Annotated in this window: 15 protein-coding genes; 9 read left to right on the plus strand and 6 right to left on the minus strand. The window is 72.2% G+C overall.

Annotated elements, in window-relative coordinates:
* Positions 1–17: 17 nt before the first annotated feature.
* The 3 genes from AC2RP6_RS28535 to AC2RP6_RS28545 all read right to left on the minus strand — a co-directional run bounded on the left by AC2RP6_RS28535 (position 18) and on the right by AC2RP6_RS28545 (position 1,830).
* Entirely contained in the window at positions 18–434 is a 417-nt protein-coding gene (locus AC2RP6_RS28535; RefSeq protein ID WP_486448771.1) for a hypothetical protein, read from the minus strand.
* Between the two features lie 86 nt (positions 435–520).
* Positions 521–1,066 (minus strand): pyridoxamine 5'-phosphate oxidase family protein, encoded by a 546-nt coding sequence (locus AC2RP6_RS28540; protein ID WP_486448772.1) that lies wholly within the window; start codon positions 1,064–1,066, stop codon positions 521–523.
* Positions 1,067–1,101: 35 nt separating this feature from the next.
* Positions 1,102–1,830 (minus strand): VWA domain-containing protein, encoded by a 729-nt coding sequence (locus AC2RP6_RS28545; RefSeq protein WP_486450479.1) that lies wholly within the window; start codon positions 1,828–1,830, stop codon positions 1,102–1,104.
* A gap of 776 nt (positions 1,831–2,606) precedes the next feature.
* Here AC2RP6_RS28545 and AC2RP6_RS28550 point away from each other — a divergent pair.
* Both AC2RP6_RS28550 and AC2RP6_RS28555 read left to right on the plus strand, forming a co-directional pair.
* Positions 2,607–3,338 carry a glucose 1-dehydrogenase gene (locus AC2RP6_RS28550; protein WP_486450480.1) on the plus strand — a complete coding sequence of 244 codons (732 nt, stop codon included), beginning with the start codon at positions 2,607–2,609 and terminating at the stop codon, positions 3,336–3,338.
* A gap of 89 nt (positions 3,339–3,427) precedes the next feature.
* Positions 3,428–3,979 (plus strand): hypothetical protein, encoded by a 552-nt coding sequence (locus AC2RP6_RS28555; RefSeq protein ID WP_486448773.1) that lies wholly within the window; start codon positions 3,428–3,430, stop codon positions 3,977–3,979.
* Between the two features lie 26 nt (positions 3,980–4,005).
* On the opposite strand, the gene AC2RP6_RS28560 is transcribed toward AC2RP6_RS28555, so the two are convergent.
* Positions 4,006–4,479, minus strand: a complete 474-nt coding sequence (locus AC2RP6_RS28560; protein WP_486448774.1) for a hypothetical protein — start codon at positions 4,477–4,479, stop codon at positions 4,006–4,008.
* A gap of 54 nt (positions 4,480–4,533) precedes the next feature.
* Here AC2RP6_RS28560 and AC2RP6_RS28565 point away from each other — a divergent pair, with 54 nt between their 5' ends.
* Positions 4,534–5,262 carry a class I SAM-dependent methyltransferase gene (locus tag AC2RP6_RS28565; protein ID WP_486448775.1) on the plus strand — a complete coding sequence of 243 codons (729 nt, stop codon included), beginning with the start codon at positions 4,534–4,536 and terminating at the stop codon, positions 5,260–5,262.
* Here the strand turns inward: AC2RP6_RS28565 and AC2RP6_RS28570 are convergent.
* Both AC2RP6_RS28570 and AC2RP6_RS28575 read right to left on the minus strand, forming a co-directional pair.
* Positions 5,249–6,244 carry an acyl-CoA dehydrogenase family protein gene (locus AC2RP6_RS28570; protein WP_486448776.1) on the minus strand — a complete coding sequence of 332 codons (996 nt, stop codon included), beginning with the start codon at positions 6,242–6,244 and terminating at the stop codon, positions 5,249–5,251. The genes AC2RP6_RS28565 and AC2RP6_RS28570 overlap by 14 nt on opposite strands.
* Entirely contained in the window at positions 6,244–7,389 is a 1,146-nt protein-coding gene (locus AC2RP6_RS28575; RefSeq protein WP_486448777.1) for an acyl-CoA dehydrogenase family protein, read from the minus strand. The genes AC2RP6_RS28570 and AC2RP6_RS28575 overlap by 1 nt, the downstream gene beginning before the upstream one ends.
* An 88-nt stretch (positions 7,390–7,477) precedes the next feature.
* Between AC2RP6_RS28575 and AC2RP6_RS28580 the strand changes: the two genes are divergently transcribed.
* The 6 genes from AC2RP6_RS28580 to lxmK all read left to right on the plus strand — a co-directional run bounded on the left by AC2RP6_RS28580 (position 7,478) and on the right by lxmK (position 14,492).
* Complete coding sequence (locus tag AC2RP6_RS28580) at positions 7,478–8,260, plus strand: SDR family oxidoreductase (RefSeq protein WP_486448778.1); 783 nt, start codon at positions 7,478–7,480, stop codon at positions 8,258–8,260.
* 22 nt (positions 8,261–8,282) lie between these two features.
* Entirely contained in the window at positions 8,283–8,924 is a 642-nt protein-coding gene (locus AC2RP6_RS28585) for a TetR/AcrR family transcriptional regulator (protein ID WP_486448779.1), read from the plus strand.
* Positions 8,925–8,958: 34 nt separating this feature from the next.
* A complete protein-coding gene (locus AC2RP6_RS28590; protein WP_486448780.1) occupies positions 8,959–10,116 on the plus strand; it encodes an acetyl-CoA C-acetyltransferase in 1,158 nt (385 codons plus the stop codon).
* Between the two features lie 237 nt (positions 10,117–10,353).
* A complete protein-coding gene (locus AC2RP6_RS28595) occupies positions 10,354–10,557 on the plus strand; it encodes a cold-shock protein (RefSeq protein ID WP_030662250.1) in 204 nt (67 codons plus the stop codon).
* A 101-nt stretch (positions 10,558–10,658) separates the two neighbouring features.
* Positions 10,659–12,344, plus strand: a complete 1,686-nt coding sequence (locus AC2RP6_RS28600; RefSeq protein WP_486448781.1) for a DEAD/DEAH box helicase — start codon at positions 10,659–10,661, stop codon at positions 12,342–12,344.
* Between the two features lie 1,044 nt (positions 12,345–13,388).
* Positions 13,389–14,492, plus strand: coding sequence for a class V lanthionine synthetase subunit LxmK (gene lxmK, locus AC2RP6_RS28605; RefSeq protein ID WP_486450481.1), 1,104 nt, complete (start codon positions 13,389–13,391; stop codon positions 14,490–14,492).
* The last annotated feature ends 38 nt before the right edge of the window (positions 14,493–14,530 follow it).

The raw sequence follows: 14,530 nt of genomic DNA on the forward strand, positions 1-14,530 counted from the left end.
CTGCGGCGGATTCGGGGCTATTCGGGCTGGGTGACCGTGGCGCCCCAGCGGGTGGTCGGGGTCGAGGCCGTCACCCATGCGGTGAATCCGCCGTGGATGCCCGTGCCGAGGGGGACCGTGACGACCGTCGGGTCCGTGCCGGGGCACTCGACGGTGAACGGGGCCGGGTCGCGGTCCGGGTGTTCCTGGAGCCGGAACGAGACCTCTATGCTTCCGCCGTCGGCGCAGCCGAAGGTGATGAACGTGTCCAGCCGGGATGAGAGGCCCCCCGAGACGAAGCCGCTGGAGCCGGCCTGGTCGGCGATCCAGATCAGCCCGTCGGGGCCCGGGTAGCCGATGATCTCCCCCGCCGGGGCGGCCTGGGCCGGGGTCGCCGCCAGGGTCAGGGCGAGGACCGGGGCCAGGGCCGCCAGGGCCGTCGTGCGCTTCTTCATGTCGTCCCCCAGGTGGTCGTGTCGTCCGTTCGTCGGACCGTCGTAACGCTAACCAGCGGTACTGACACCCGCCTGAGTACACGTACTCACCGCAGCGGCAGGCCGCCGCCGCCGGGCTCGTCCTCCGGGGCGGGGTCCTCGCGGGGTGGCTCGTCGTCGTTGCCCCGGCGCTGGGTGCGCAGGCCGTGTTCCGGGAGCCACGTCCGCACCACCAGGTCGTCCCCCTCGATACCGATGTGGACGACCTCCGTCAGGTCGGCGTAGAAGAGGTGGAAGGGGTGCGGGGTCTCCGTCTCCTCCGCGTACCGGTGGAGTTCGGGCGGGTCGACGAGCTCCACCGCCCGGCCGGAGATCCGTACGTCCCCGTCCGGCATGGTCTCGCCCGCGCCCGGATTGGTGTGCAGCGCGAAGCGCGGGTCGCGCTGGAGGTCCTTGGCCTTCATCGAGCCGGCCATCATGCCGAGCCACAGCTCCCCGCCCCGGATGTCGACGTTCAGCCCGGCCACCCGGGGGGAGCCGTCCTTGCGGAGGGTGGCCAGGACGTGATGCGGGTACTGCGCGAAACGGGCCCGGACGGCCGCCGCGAAGTCCGGTTCCGCCCTCTCGAAGACTGCCCAACTGGTGTGCGTCATACATCCATCAAAGCGCGGGCACCGGCGCCCGGGGGTCAGGCGCGCACGATGCCCGCCCCGCGGGCCGCCGCCAGCCAGGCGGGGAACTCCCCCACGAGGCGGTCGTACAGTTCGCCGTCGGGCACGGTGCGCGGGTCGAGGCCGGCGTGGAAGTAGCCCGCGTTGTCCACGGGCCGCTTCGCCGGGACCGGCAGCTCGTCCAGCCGGCGCAGGAAGTCGAACTGGGTGCTGCGGGTGTTGCCGAAGCCCACGAACTGCCAGAACAGCGGCAGCCGGGCCGCCTTGCACAGGTACCTCTCGGCCGCCAGCTTGTTGATCGGGCCGCCGTCGGTCTGGAAGACGACCAGGGCGGGGGCGGTCGACCCGGAGTCGAGGTAGTGGTCGATGACCGCGTCCATCGCCGCGTGGTAGGCCGTCTTGCCCATGTGGCCCAGGCGGGAGGCGATCTCGGTGACCCGGCCCTCGTGGCCGGGCAGGGTGATTTCCTCCACGGCGTCGACCTCGGTGGAGAAGAAGACCACCGGCACGCGGGCGTCGTCGTCCAGGTGCGCGGACAGGCCCAGCACCCGGTCAGCGAGGGCCTGCACGCTGCCGTCCTGGTAGTACGGGCGCATCGACCCGGAGTAGTCCAGGACGAGGTAGACGGCGGCGCGGCCGCCCTCCAGGCCGTACTTGCGCAGGGATATCCCGGCGGTCTTGTAGAGGTTCACGAGGGCCGGAGCCGACTCCTCGACCTTGCGGAGGCTGATGGCGCTGCTCGTCATGGAGCGAGGGTAGTGCCGAACGCCCGGGCGCCGCGGTCGGTTCGGGCGGGGCGTCTCCGGGCCGGGCGGGCGGTGGTGGGGCAGTGCCTCGATGTCGGCCGGCACGGCCGCCGCCAGGTCGCGTTCGGAGGCGTAGTGGCGCTCGGCCCACTTGAGGGTCACCGCCGGGTACGCTCCCGCCGGCACGTCGCCGGTCGCCTCCGCGTCGGCCTTCGCGTCGGCCTCCGCGTCTGCCTTCGCGTGGGCTTCCGGGCCGCGGCGCATCTCCTCCGCGAAGTCCCGCTGCCGCTGCGGGACTTCGCGCATCTGTTCCGGCTCCAGCAGGTGGCCCGGCCACAGCCGCAGCATCGGGCCGTGCTTGAGGACCGGCGGGTCGACCGGGGTCCGCCGGGCCCACTCCCGTACGGCCGCCGGGCCCTCACCGGTGATCCGGTACACGCGCTTGTCCCGCGTCCCGGTGTCGTGGCCGATCCGGCGCGAGGTCGCGTAGCCGGCCTTCTCCGGGCGCTTGAGCTCACCGTAGACCTGGCTGAAGGACGGGCTCCAGTAGAAGGAGCGCAGCGACAGGTCCGACCGCTTCTTCAGGTCGTAGCCGGAGAGCTTCTCCTGGAAGGAGAGCAGGCCGAGCACCGCCCAGCCGGTCGCGGGGAGCGTGCGCCGGTTCGTGTCGTCGGCCACGCCGCGCAGTTCACGACCGCCCGCCCGGCACCCTTCCCGCTTGCGGACACGACTGCTAGAAGTATGCCTATTAGGCATACGAGCGAGGGGGCTCCGTGGTGCGCACCGGACTCGACGGGAAGGTCGTCATCGTCACCGGCGCCGGGCGCGGCCAGGGCGCCGCCGCGGCGCGGCTCCTCGCCGGGGCCGGTGCGCGGGTGGTGGTCACCGACATCCGGGAGGAAGAGGGGCGGGCCGTTGCGGCGGAGCTCGGGGAGCAGGGCCTGTACGTCCGCCACGACGTGGGTGAACCGGCGGGCTGGGCGGCGGTGGTCGCCGCGTCGGTACGCGCCTTCGGCACCGTGTCGGCGCTGGTCAACAATGCCGCCCTGTGGCGCACGGCCCACGTGGAGGAGCAGCGGCTCGACGACTTCGAGACCCTCCTGCGGGTCAACCTGCTGGGACCCTTCCTCGGCATCCAGGCCGTGGCCCCGGTGCTCCGCACGGGCGGGGGCGGCTCCGTCGTCAACGTCTCCTCCACCGCCGGGCTGGTCGGGATACGGGGCCACGCGGCCTACGGTTCCACCAAGTTCGGGCTGCGCGGGCTGACCCGGTCGGCGGCACTGGACCTGGCCCGGGACCGGATCCGGGTGAACTCGGTGCACCCGGGGGCCATCGACACCCCGATGGTGGCCGGCGCGGTCGAGGGCCGGGACTGGTCGCACCTGCCCCTGGGGCGGATCGGGCGGCCGGAGGAGGTCGCCGAGCTCGTCCTCTTCCTCTGCTCGGACGCGTCCTCGTACGTCACGGGCGCCGAGTTCACCGTTGACGGAGGAATGACGACGGCCTGACCCGCACGGACCCGCACGGACCGCAAGGACCCGCACGGACCCGCCACGGGCCCGCATGGCACCGCGCACCCGCCGGGCATGATGTGTCCATGGCTGATCGGACACGGGGGCTGCTGGCAGCGGTGCTGCGCAACTGCCTCCTCCTGGCAGTGGAGTTCGGGGCGATCTGGATGCTGCGCGGCCCGGAGGGCCTCTGGGTACCGGTGCTGCTGGCCGTCTTCGTCGCGGGTGCGGCCGTACCGCACGGCACGGACGCCGAGTTCGTCGCCCGTACCGCCGTGGCCCTCACCGCGGTCGGCGTCGCGGTCATGGGTGGGATCACCTGGGACCGGCACGTCCTGCACGATCGCGGCCGGGAGGAGGTGGCGGTGGTCGCGCGGCGGACGATGGTGGAGGACGGCTCGACCATGTCCCCGTCGCTGCGGCTGCGCACGGAAGCGGGCCGCGACCTGCCCGGCCCGGTGACGCTGGACCTCGCGGTCGGCGCCCGGCTGATGGTCACCGTCGACCCGGACGGGCCCGCGTGGTCCCTGGGCGGCCGCCCGGACCGGCCGCTGTGGCAGGCGACCGGCACCGGCGCGCTCCTCCTGCTCCAGACCGCCCTGGTGCTCCGGATCTCCCTGCGCCGCTCCCGTGCCTGACGGCAGGCGGCGCGCGGGGCCGCCGGCTACTGCTTGATCGTGTACGAGCAGCCCTTGGCGTTCGTGACGCCGTCGCTCTCCGCGACCACCTTGCCGTCGACCTTGATCGTGCAGGGGGCCTGCTGGAGCTTGCCGTCGGCGCCCGTGATCGTGCCCGGGACCACGTTGACCAGGTAGCCCACCTTCTGCTCCGCCGCGGTCAGTTCGGCGGTGCCCGACTTCGACCACGGCAGGATCTGCGGCTCGAAGCCGCTGCCGATGCCGCTGTACATGACGGCCGTCCTGCCGGTGCCGCCGACCTCCAGGGTCACCTCGTGCTTCGCGCCACCGCCGGCCGCCGGGGCCGGCGCGGGCCCCTGACCCCGGTCCTGCGAGCCCGCCGGCTGCGGCTGCTGCTTCCCGCCCTCCGGGGCCGGCTTCGGCTCCGCGCTCCCGCAGCCGCTGAGGAGCAGCGCCGCCCCGGCGCACAGCGAGACGGCGGTGGTGATGGTCCTGCGCATGTCCTGGTACCTCGATCTTGTTGCGTCGTTCGTGTGATCGAAAAGAATGGACGCATGACGACACGCGCCCGTTCCTTCGACGCCGCGGCCGCTTCCTACGCCGCCCACCGGCCCGGATACCCGCCGGCCCTCTTCGACGCCCTGGAGGAGCTGGTCGGCCGGCCGCTCGTCGGCGCCCGCGTGGCCGACGTCGGCGCCGGCACCGGGATCGCCACCGCCCTGCTGCACGCGCGCGGAGCCGAGGTCGTCGCCGTGGAACCGGGCGACGGGATGGCCGCGCAGCTGCGCCGCGCGCACCCCGGTATCCCGATCGTGCGCGGGGACGGGAACCAACTCCCGCTCGCCACCGCTGCCGTCGACCTCCTCACCTACGCCCAGGCCTGGCACTGGACCGACCCGGCCCGCTCCGTCCCCGAGGCCCGCCGGGTGCTGCGGCCCGGCGGCGCGCTCGCCCTCTGGTGGAACGACGCCGACACCACCGTCCCCTGGATCGGCGAGCAGGAGGCCCGCCTGGCGGAGTTCTTCGGGGCGAAGCAGGCAACCGGCTTCCGTACGCTGCCCCGCGTGCCGGGCGGTTTCGCCTCCCGCTCCGTGCGCTGGTCGCGGAGCGTTCCGCTGGAGGCGCACCTCGCCAACCTCGCCAGCCACTCCGCCTTCCTGATGCTGGGGGAGTCCGGCACCCGCGTGTTCGTCGACACGGAACGTGCCCTCCTGGCACGGCACTTCCCCGACGGCACGGTCCAGGAGAGCTACGTGGTCGGACTCCACGTCACCCGGGTGTGAGCGGTCGCAGCACCTGGGTCCGGCAGGCCGACGGCGTCCCCCAGGCGTCCCGCAGCGGGCGTGCCTTGCGCAGCCACAGCGACAGGTCCAGCTCCTCGGTGTAGCCGACCGCACCATGGAGCTGGAGCGCCGTCAGGGCCGCGCGGTACGCCGCCTCGCCGCAGCGCAGCTTCGCCGCGGCCACGTCCCCCGGGGCCAGTGACAGCGCCGCCGCCCACACCAGGGGCCGCGCGAACTCCAGCGCCACGAGGGTGTCCGCCAGCCGGTGCTTGACCGTCTGGAAGGAGCCGATCGGCACCCCGAACTGCGTGCGCTGCTTCACGTATCCGACCGTCCGCTCCAGCAGTGCCTCGGCCACGCCCAGGCACTGGGCCGCCGTCAGCAGCCGTGCCCAGAGCCCGGCCGTGCGCGCGGCCCGATCCACCGCCGGTCCCGCCGCGAGCGGCTCGCTCCCACCGGTCGAGAGGCGCGACAGCCGCCGGGCAGGATCCGTCGACCGCAGGGTGCCGCCCGCTGCGGCCGGCCGCAGCTCGCCCGCCCCCGACACGGCGAAGCGGTACGTCGCCGCCTCCGCGTCCAGCGCGTACGGGCCGCCGCCGCAGTCGGCCGGCAGCGTCAGCGTGGCCCAGGCCTCGCCCGCGACCAGACCCGGCAGGTACCGCTCGGCGAGCGCCCCGTCCCCCAGCTCCGACAGCAGTACCGATACGGCGGCGCTCTCCACCACCGGCCCCGGCACCCCCGCCCGGCCCAGCTCCACGAACCCGAGCGCCAGCTCCACGGGGAGCAGCCCGGCCCCCTCGTACGCCTCGGGCGCGGCGAGCGCGAACAGGCCCGTCGCCGCGAGGCGGGACCGCAGCGCCAGCCCGGGCCCGTACGCTCCGTCCGCCCACGCCCGTGCGGCCGCCGGGACCTGCGCCGCCCCGAGCAGGGAGCGCAGCGTACGGGCGAAGTCCGACTGCTCGTCGGTCGGCAGGAAACGCATCAGCGGCGGCCCTTCGGCAGGCCGAGCAGCCGCTCGGCGATGATGTCGCGCTGGATCTCGTTCGTCCCCGCGTAGATCGGCCCGGCCAGCGAGAAGATCCAGGGTTCGGCCCACGGCCCGTCCGCCAGCTCGGCGTCCGCGCCCAGCAGGTCCAGGGCCGTCTCGTGCAGGGCGATGTCGTACTCCGACCAGAACACCTTGTTCAGGCTGGACTCGGCGCCGGCCGCCCCGCCCGCGGCGAACCGGGAGGCGGCGGCCCAGGTGAACAGCTCGTAGGCGCGCGCGCCGACCACGGCGTCCGCCACCCGGTCGCGCAGCGCCGTGTCGGCCGGATCGCTCCGCTGCCGCCACAGGGCGGACAGCCGGTCCGCCGCCGCCAGGAACCGGCCGGGGGAGCGCAGGGTCAGGCCGCGCTCGTTGCCGGTGGTCGACATCGCGATGCGCCAGCCCTGCCCCGGCTCCCCGATCACGTCCTCGTCCGGTACGAAGACCCCGTCCAGGAACAGCTCGGCGAAGGCCGGCTTGCCGTCGAGGCGGCCGATGGGCCGCACCGTGACCCCCGCCGCCCGCAGGTCGAACATCAGGTACGTCAGCCCCTGGTGCGGTTTCGGGGCGTCGGGGTCGGTGCGGAAGATGCCGAAGGCCCGGTCCGCGAAGGCCGCCCGCGACGACCAGGTCTTCTGCCCGGACAGCAGCCAGCCGCCGTCCGTCCGGACCGCCCGCGACGTCAGCGAGGCCAGGTCCGACCCCGCCTCCGGCTCCGACCAGGCCTGCGCCCAGACCACCTCACCGCTCGCCATCGGCGGCAGCACGCGCGCCCGCTGCTCTGGCGTCGCGTGGTCGAAGAGCGTCGGCGCGAGCAGGCTGATTCCGTTCTGCGAGACCCGGCCGGGCGCGCCCGCCGCCCAGTACTCCTCCTCGAAGACCAGCCACTTCGGGAGGTCGGCGCCCCGCCCGCCGTACTCCTCGGGCCAGGACACCACCGACCAGCGGTCCGCGTGCAGCCGAGCCTCCCACGCCCGGTGCGCAGCGAAGCCCTCCCGCGTCTCCAGCGAGGGCAGGGGAGCGGCCGGTACGTGTTCGGCCAGCCAGGCGCGCGCCTCGGCCCGGAAGGCGTCCACTCCGGCCGTCTGGGTCAGGTCCATCGGGTGCCCGCCTCCTCGAACGCCGTCACTTCCCTAACAAGTGTTTGGTAGGTTAACGTACGGTCATGAGCAGCGTCGAGGAGTTCGCATGAACGAGCCCCGGTACACCGCCGGCCACCACCTGCTGCGAGGCCGCACCGCCGTCATCACCGCCGCCGCGGGCGCCGGGATCGGCGGGGCCACCGCCCGCCGCTTCCTGGAGGAGGGCGCCCGCATCGTCATCGGCGACGCCCACGCCCGCCGGCTGAAGGAGACCGAGGACGCGCTCACCGCCGAGTTCGGTCCCGGCCGCGTCGCCTCCCTGCCCTGCGACGTCACCGACGAGCAGCAGGTCGGAGCGCTGTTCGCGCTCGCCGAGCAGGCCCACGGCCGCCTCGACATCGTCGTCAACAACGCCGGACTCGGCGGCACCACCGCCCTCGTCGACATGACCGACGCACAGTGGACCCGCGTCCTCGACGTCACCCTGAACGGCACCTTCCGCTGCACCCGCGCCGCACTGCGCTCCTTCCGGGCCTCCGGCGCCGGCGGAGTCGTCGTCAACAACGCCTCCGTCGTCGGCTGGCGCGCCCAGGCCGGCCAGGCCCACTACGCCGCGGCCAAGGCCGGGGTCATGGCGCTCACGCGCTGCGCCGCCCTGGAGGCCGCGGAGTTCGGCGTACGCGTCAACGCCGTCGCCCCGAGCCTGGCCATGCACCCCCACCTGGTGAAGGTCACCAGCGAGGAGCTCCTGGCCGAACTCACCGCCCGCGAGGCCTTCGGCCGGTACGCCGAGCCCTGGGAGGTCGCCAACGTCATCGTCTTCCTGGCCAGCGGCTACGCCTCGTACATGACGGGCGAGACGGTGTCCGTCAGCAGCCAGCACCCGTAACGGCCTGCCCGACAATGGACGCGTGCCAACGAACAAGCCCGCGGCCCCGCCCGCAGCCAAGAAGAAGCCGCAGGTGACGCCCTCGCCCGAACGGCGCCGGGAACTCCTCGACACCGCCGCCGAAGTCTTCGCCGCGCAGGGCTACAACGCCACCACCGTCCGCAAGATCGCCGACGCCGCCGGGATGCTCGCCGGCAGCCTCTACTACCACTTCGATTCCAAGGAGTCGATGCTCGACGAGATCCTCTCCGCCTTCCTGACCGAGCTGTGGGAGGGCTACGACGCCGTCCTCGCCGCCGGTCTCGGCCCCAGGGAGACCATCGAGGCCCTCGTCACCGAGTCCTTCCGCGAGATCGACCGGCACCGCGCCGCCGTCGCGATCTACCAGAAGGAATCCCGCACCCTCTCCGCCCAGCCCCGCTTCCACTACCTCTCCGACTCGCAGGTGAAGTTCGAGAAGGCCTGGCTGGGGACGCTGGAACGGGGGGTCGCCGCCCAGGTCTTCCGGGCCGACCTCGACATCCGCCTCACCTACCGCTTCGTGCGCGACACGGTGTGGGTGGCGGCGTCCTGGTACCGGCCGGGCGGACAGCACAGCCCCGACGAGATCGCCCGCCAGTACCTGTCGATGGTCCTGGACGGGATCGCCCTGCGCCCCACCTGACAGATCCGACCGCCCGCCCGACCGAGGAGTCCCGATGCCCGAGGCCTACATAGTCGACGCCGTACGCACCCCCGTGGGGCGGCGCGGGGGCGGCCTGTCCGCCGTCCACCCGGCCGACCTCGGCGCGCACGTCCTCAGGGAACTCGTCCACCGGTCCGGGGTGGACCCCGCCGCCGTGGAGGACGTCGTCTTCGGCTGCCTCGACACGGTCGGCCCGCAGGCCGGGGACATCGCCCGCACGGCCTGGCTCGCCGCCGGCCTGCCCGAGGAGGTCCCCGGGGTCACGGTCGACCGCCAGTGCGGCTCCTCCCAGCAGGCCGTGCACTTCGCCGCGCAGGGCGTGCTCTCCGGCACCCAGGACCTCGTCGTCGCCGGCGGCACCCAGAACATGTCGATGGTCCCGATCGCCTTCGCCTCCCGGCAGGCGGCCGAACCCCTCGGCCTCACCGACGGCCCCTACGCCGGATCCGCCGGCTGGCGCGCCCGGTACGGCGACGCCCCCGTCAACCAGTTCCACGGCGCCCAGCTGATCGCCCGGAAGTGGGGGATCTCGCGCCGCGACATGGAGGAGTTCGCCCTCCGCTCCCACCGGCGGGCGGTCCGCGCGATCGACGAGGGCCGCTTCGCCCGCGAGACCGTGCCCTACGGGGACGTGACCACGGACGAGGGGCCGCGCCGGGACACCACCCTGGAGAAGATGGCGGCGCTGAAGCCGGTGATCGAGGGCGGCACCCTCACCGCCGCCGTCTCCTCCCAGGTCTCCGACGGGGCCGCGGCGCTGCTGATCGCCTCCGAGCGGGCCGTCCGCGAACACGGCCTGCGCCCGCGGGCCCGCATCCACCACCTGTCGGTCCGGGGCGAGGACCCCATCCGCATGCTGTCCGCGCCCATCCCGGCGACGGCCCACGCGCTGAAGAAGACCGGCATGTCCCTGGCCGACATCGACCTGGTGGAGATCAACGAGGCGTTCGCCCCGGTCGTCCTGGCCTGGCTGAAGGAGACCGGCGCCGACCCCGGGCGCGTCAACGTCAACGGCGGTGCCATCGCGCTGGGCCACCCACTGGGCGCGACCGGCGTCAAGCTGATGACGACGCTCCTGCACGAACTGGAGCGCACGGGCGGCCGCTTCGGCCTCCAGACGATGTGCGAGGGCGGCGGCCAGGCCAACGTGACGATCATCGAACGCCTGTAGTTCCCGCCCGGCCGGGAGGCGCGGGTCACGGGCCGTTCCGGGCAGCCTGCGGGGCGGCGGGCGGAGGTCACACCCGCCCGCCCGCACGCCGGAAGCGAGGTGTGCTAGCTTAGGGAGCGTTGCAGTTGTGGTACCCATGAACTTTATGTGCGCCTGACGGGAATGCTCCGCAGGCGCTTTTATTGTTTTGCCGGAATCTCCGGATGGGGCCCTTGCCGCCTATTCAGGAGATTTAAAATGGCACTTGGCACCGTGAAGTGGTTCAACTCGGAAAAGGGCTTCGGCTTCATCGAGCAGGACGGTGGCGGTCCGGACGTCTTCGCCCACTACTCGAACATCGCCACCCAGGGCTTCCGTGAGCTCACCGAGGGCCAGCGCGTGTCCTTCGACGTGACGCAGGGCCAGAAGGGCCCCCAGGCGGAGAACATCGTTCCCGCCTAATTTTCTCAGCATGCCGGGGTCCGCACCGAGAGGTGCGGGCCCCGGCTTGTCTGCTGTCTCGACCTTTGTTTTACCTGCCGGTTTCAGGAGGGCTTTCTCGCATGACCAGCTCCAGCTCCGCACGACCCAGCCGCCGCCCCGCCCGGGGACGAGGAGCGGCCCAGGGGCGTCCGAAGGCTGGTGCGGGACGGCAGAAGTCCGCCCCCGCCCCCCGGCCCCAGGAATTCACCATGCCCGAGCCGACCGTCCCGGCACTGCCGGCGGTCGCCGCGTTCGAGGACATGGACATGCCCGAGGCGCTGCTGAAGACCCTCGCCGCCCAGGGCGTCACCGAGCCGTTCCCGATCCAGGCCGCGACCCTGCCGAACTCGCTCGCCGGCCGCGACCTCCTCGGCCGCGGACGCACCGGCTCCGGCAAGACGCTGGCGTTCGGCCTGGCGCTGCTGGCCCGTACCGCCGGCCGCCGCGCGCAGCCGAAGGCGCCGCTCGCGATGGTCCTCGTACCGACACGCGAACTCGCCCAGCAGGTGACCGACTCCCTGGCCCCGTACGCCACAGCCGTCAACCTCCGTATCGCCACCGTCGTCGGCGGCATGTCGATCAACCGGCAGTCGGGCGCCCTGCGCCGCGGTGCCGAGGTGCTGGTCGCCACCCCCGGCCGCCTGAAGGACCTCATCGACCGCGGGGACGCGGACCTCTCGCAGGTGTCGATCACCGTCCTGGACGAGGCCGACCAGATGACCGACATGGGCTTCATGCCGCAGGTCACCGCGCTGCTCAAGCAGGTCGAGCCCGGGGGCCAGACGATGCTCTTCTCGGCGACCCTCGACAAGAACATCGACAAGCTCGTCAAGATGTTCCTGACCGACCCGGTCGGCCACTCCGTCGACCCGTCGGCCGGCGCGGTCACCACCATGGAGCACCACGTCCTCTACGTCATGGACGAGACCGACAAGAAGGCCGTGGCGACGCGCATAGCCGCTCGCGACGGCCGGGTGATCATGTTCGTGGACACCAAGCGCGGTGTGGACCGCATGGTCAAGAAGCTCCTCGCCGACGGCGTGCGCGCCTCCGGCCTGCACGGCGGCCGCTCGCAGCCGCAGCGCAACCGCACCCTGGACTGGTTCAAGACCGGCGAGGTCACCGCACTGATCGCGACCAACGTCGCGGCCCGCGGCATCCACATCGACGACCTCGACCTCGTCGTCAACGTCGACCCGCCCACCGACCACAAGGACTACCTGCACCGCGGCGGCCGTACCGCCCGGGCCGGCGAGTCGGGCAGCGTGGTGACCCTGGTCCTGCCGGACCAGAAGCGGGACATGACCCGGCTGATGTCGGACGCCGGGATCTCCCCGCGCACCGCCCAGATCAAGTCCTCCGACGAGGAGCTGGCCCGGCTGACCGGCGCCAAGGAGCCCTCGGGCATCCCGGTGGTGCTGGAGGTTCCGCAGCAGCCCGCGCCGAAGGCGCGCAGCGGGTCCGGTTCGGGCTCCGGCTCGCGCCGCCGCTCGGGCTCGGGCGGCGGACGCGGCGGCGCCGCCGCGGGCGGCGCCCCGGCGGCCGGCGGCCGCACCCGCCGGTCCGGCGCGGGCTCCGGGCAGGCCCCGGCGTCCTCCGGCTCGGGCCAGGCCCGTCGCGGCGGCCAGGGCGGCCAGGGCGGCTCGGTCACCGGATCCGGCGACCGCGGCCGACGCGGCGCGGGCGGCTCCGGCGGCGGCGCCGCGGCGGCCTCCGCCCGCAGCCGGGTCGGCACGGGCGGTCAGGCCCGCCGCCGCACGGTCTGACCCACCGGCCCCACCGGCCCCACCGATACGCACGGCGAAGCCGGGCAGCGCACCACGCGCTGCCCGGCTTCGCCGTTCTCGCGGGCCGGGCACCCCGCTGTCACCGCCCGAGTGGGCTGGCGAACCGCGCACCCCACCCGCCCGGTTGGAGAGATCTCTTCACACGATCCGCACTCCGTCCGCCCGGCGTGCGGGCCGGGAACTGCCTTCGGGTGGTACGGAGAAGAAAGATCTGGCTGAATCAGGCAGCTCGATAATCGGCTGAAAAATGTCCGTACGGTCGCTGCGGGACGCAGATGTGACGGGCCTTCACACGCCCGCACCCGGGTGGCGGGCGGCGGGATCCGCGGGGCGCAGCACTCGCGCCGGGGCAGCGGTCGCCACGCGGCGGAGGGGCAGCTCGGCCGCTGGTCGACGTCGACCGCGTCAGGTTACCCGAGGTCGCACACCTTGATCCTTCAGGCCCGCCCGTCGCCGCGCAACGCTGTTTACGGACTCCAAATGGAGGCGATACATGCCGCTTGCGTGGCTTTGATCCCGTTATGAACAGCCCGTCTTGCAGGATTGGAAAGTGGCGTGCGTCACACAGCCGATCGTCGCCTTGCGGATGTGGATGCAGGATGCATACGGTGCTGATCAGTCGAGGAGCGGACCTGCCCTCGATGAACAACGGGGGAACGAAAAGTGCATCGCACGAAAATTTTCATGGGCGCTGACATCAATAGTCCCGCTCTTCTTCGCGCCGCTTCGAACGGTGCCCGCGTTTCCGGCTGATCCGAAGCGCATTTTTTACGGCGCCGCAGTGCGCCCTCATTTCCGCGAACGGTCGCGCTGACTTCTGCACCGTCCGGCAGGCGTGATTCCGCCGCCGGGTGCACATGTGCAGAACCCGCCCGACCGCTTCCTTCCCAGTGGACCCCCGATTCGGCCATCCGCCGATTCGGTCGTCCTTTGCGTGCTCCGTCCTGCGCTGTCCTGTGCAGTGCTTCGTGGTGCCCGTAGGGATTCATTCTTTGTGCTTGAGGGGAGAAGTAGGTGGCTGTCATGCAAAAAGAAGTGGCGCCCGTGGATCTCGACGCCGCTCCGGAGGTCGACAAACTCCTCGTCGACCTCGGAGTAGGGCCCTTCGTGCGGGACTCGGTCACTTCTCCCATCGGCAGGAACGATGCCTGGGCCGGCCTCACCGCCGATGGGACCGAGGTGTTCGTCAAACGCCTCACCGGGGCCGCTCCCGACATCCGTGCACGCATGCGGCGCATGCTCGCCTTCGAGGAGTTCGCCGCCGCCGCCCGACCGCCCGAATTGCATCGCCCGGTTCTGCTGGGCAGCGACGCCGAGCACAACGTGGTCGCCTTCGAGCGCATCGTCGACGCACAGAACGGCGCGCAGCTGATGGTGGACGAAGTGTTCACGGGAGAACATGCGCACCGGATAGGCCGCATCATTGGGCAATTGCACGGGGCCGTCCCGCCGGACTCCGCGAAACTGGACGACGAGCCGCCGCCCTTTCCGCCCGTACCGTTCCTGCGCGGTCTTCCCATGTCCGTCTACGTCAAGTCCAGCGCGGGTGAACTGGAGGCATGGCGCCTCCTCCAGGGCGACCCCGTGCTGATCGCAGCCCTGGAGCGGCTGCGTGACATGGAGCAGTCGTCGCCGCGCGTGCCGTCGCACTGCGACTTCCGCGTGGACCAGCTGCTCGTGCATCCGGATGCCATTTACGTCGCCGACTGGGAAGAATTCCGGCTGGCCGATCCGGCGCGCGACGTCGGCGCGTTCGCGGGTGAATGGATTTACCGATCGGTCCTTGACGTCGTGACCAACAGGGGTGACGATATATTCGTCGACGTTGAATTCACGCACGAATTGATAATTCAGCGCGGTGTTGAGAAGATGCAGCGTCTGCTACCCCTGGTGGCCGAATTCTGGCAGGGTTACAGGACGGTGCGGACCCAGGTGGACGACGGCCTCGCCGTGCGGGCGACGGCATTCGCCGGATGGCATTTGCTGGATCGACTCGTTGCGGGCGCCCTGTCCTCTTCCCGGCTTACGGGTATTCAGCGGGCGGCGGCCGGCGTCGGTCGAGCGGCGGTCGTAAATCCGGAGAAATTCTCATTGACACTCGGATTCGGGGACGTGAAAGTAGCGTGACGACAGAAGAGCGGGGAGCTGTTGCGATGCTATCGTCA

The organism is Streptomyces sp. WAC03905 (assembly GCF_057371075.1).

Bases quoted from the DNA above. Each gene is read 5' to 3' on its own strand.
- AC2RP6_RS28535 (WP_486448771.1), bottom strand. From the start codon at position 434: ATGAAGAAGCGCACGACGGCCCTGGCGGCCCTGGCCCCGGTCCTCGCC.
- AC2RP6_RS28540 (WP_486448772.1), bottom strand. From the start codon at position 1,066: ATGACGCACACCAGTTGGGCAGTCTTCGAGAGGGCGGAACCGGACTTC.
- AC2RP6_RS28545 (WP_486450479.1), bottom strand. From the start codon at position 1,830: ATGACGAGCAGCGCCATCAGCCTCCGCAAGGTCGAGGAGTCGGCTCCG.
- AC2RP6_RS28555 (WP_486448773.1), top strand. From the start codon at position 3,428: ATGGCTGATCGGACACGGGGGCTGCTGGCAGCGGTGCTGCGCAACTGC.
- AC2RP6_RS28560 (WP_486448774.1), bottom strand. From the start codon at position 4,479: ATGCGCAGGACCATCACCACCGCCGTCTCGCTGTGCGCCGGGGCGGCG.
- AC2RP6_RS28565 (WP_486448775.1), top strand. From the start codon at position 4,534: ATGACGACACGCGCCCGTTCCTTCGACGCCGCGGCCGCTTCCTACGCC.
- AC2RP6_RS28570 (WP_486448776.1), bottom strand. From the start codon at position 6,244: ATGCGTTTCCTGCCGACCGACGAGCAGTCGGACTTCGCCCGTACGCTG.
- AC2RP6_RS28575 (WP_486448777.1), bottom strand. From the start codon at position 7,389: ATGGACCTGACCCAGACGGCCGGAGTGGACGCCTTCCGGGCCGAGGCG.
- AC2RP6_RS28580 (WP_486448778.1), top strand. From the start codon at position 7,478: ATGAACGAGCCCCGGTACACCGCCGGCCACCACCTGCTGCGAGGCCGC.
- AC2RP6_RS28590 (WP_486448780.1), top strand. From the start codon at position 8,959: ATGCCCGAGGCCTACATAGTCGACGCCGTACGCACCCCCGTGGGGCGG.
- AC2RP6_RS28595 (WP_030662250.1), top strand. From the start codon at position 10,354: ATGGCACTTGGCACCGTGAAGTGGTTCAACTCGGAAAAGGGCTTCGGC.
- AC2RP6_RS28600 (WP_486448781.1), top strand. From the start codon at position 10,659: ATGACCAGCTCCAGCTCCGCACGACCCAGCCGCCGCCCCGCCCGGGGA.
- lxmK (WP_486450481.1), top strand. From the start codon at position 13,389: ATGCAAAAAGAAGTGGCGCCCGTGGATCTCGACGCCGCTCCGGAGGTC.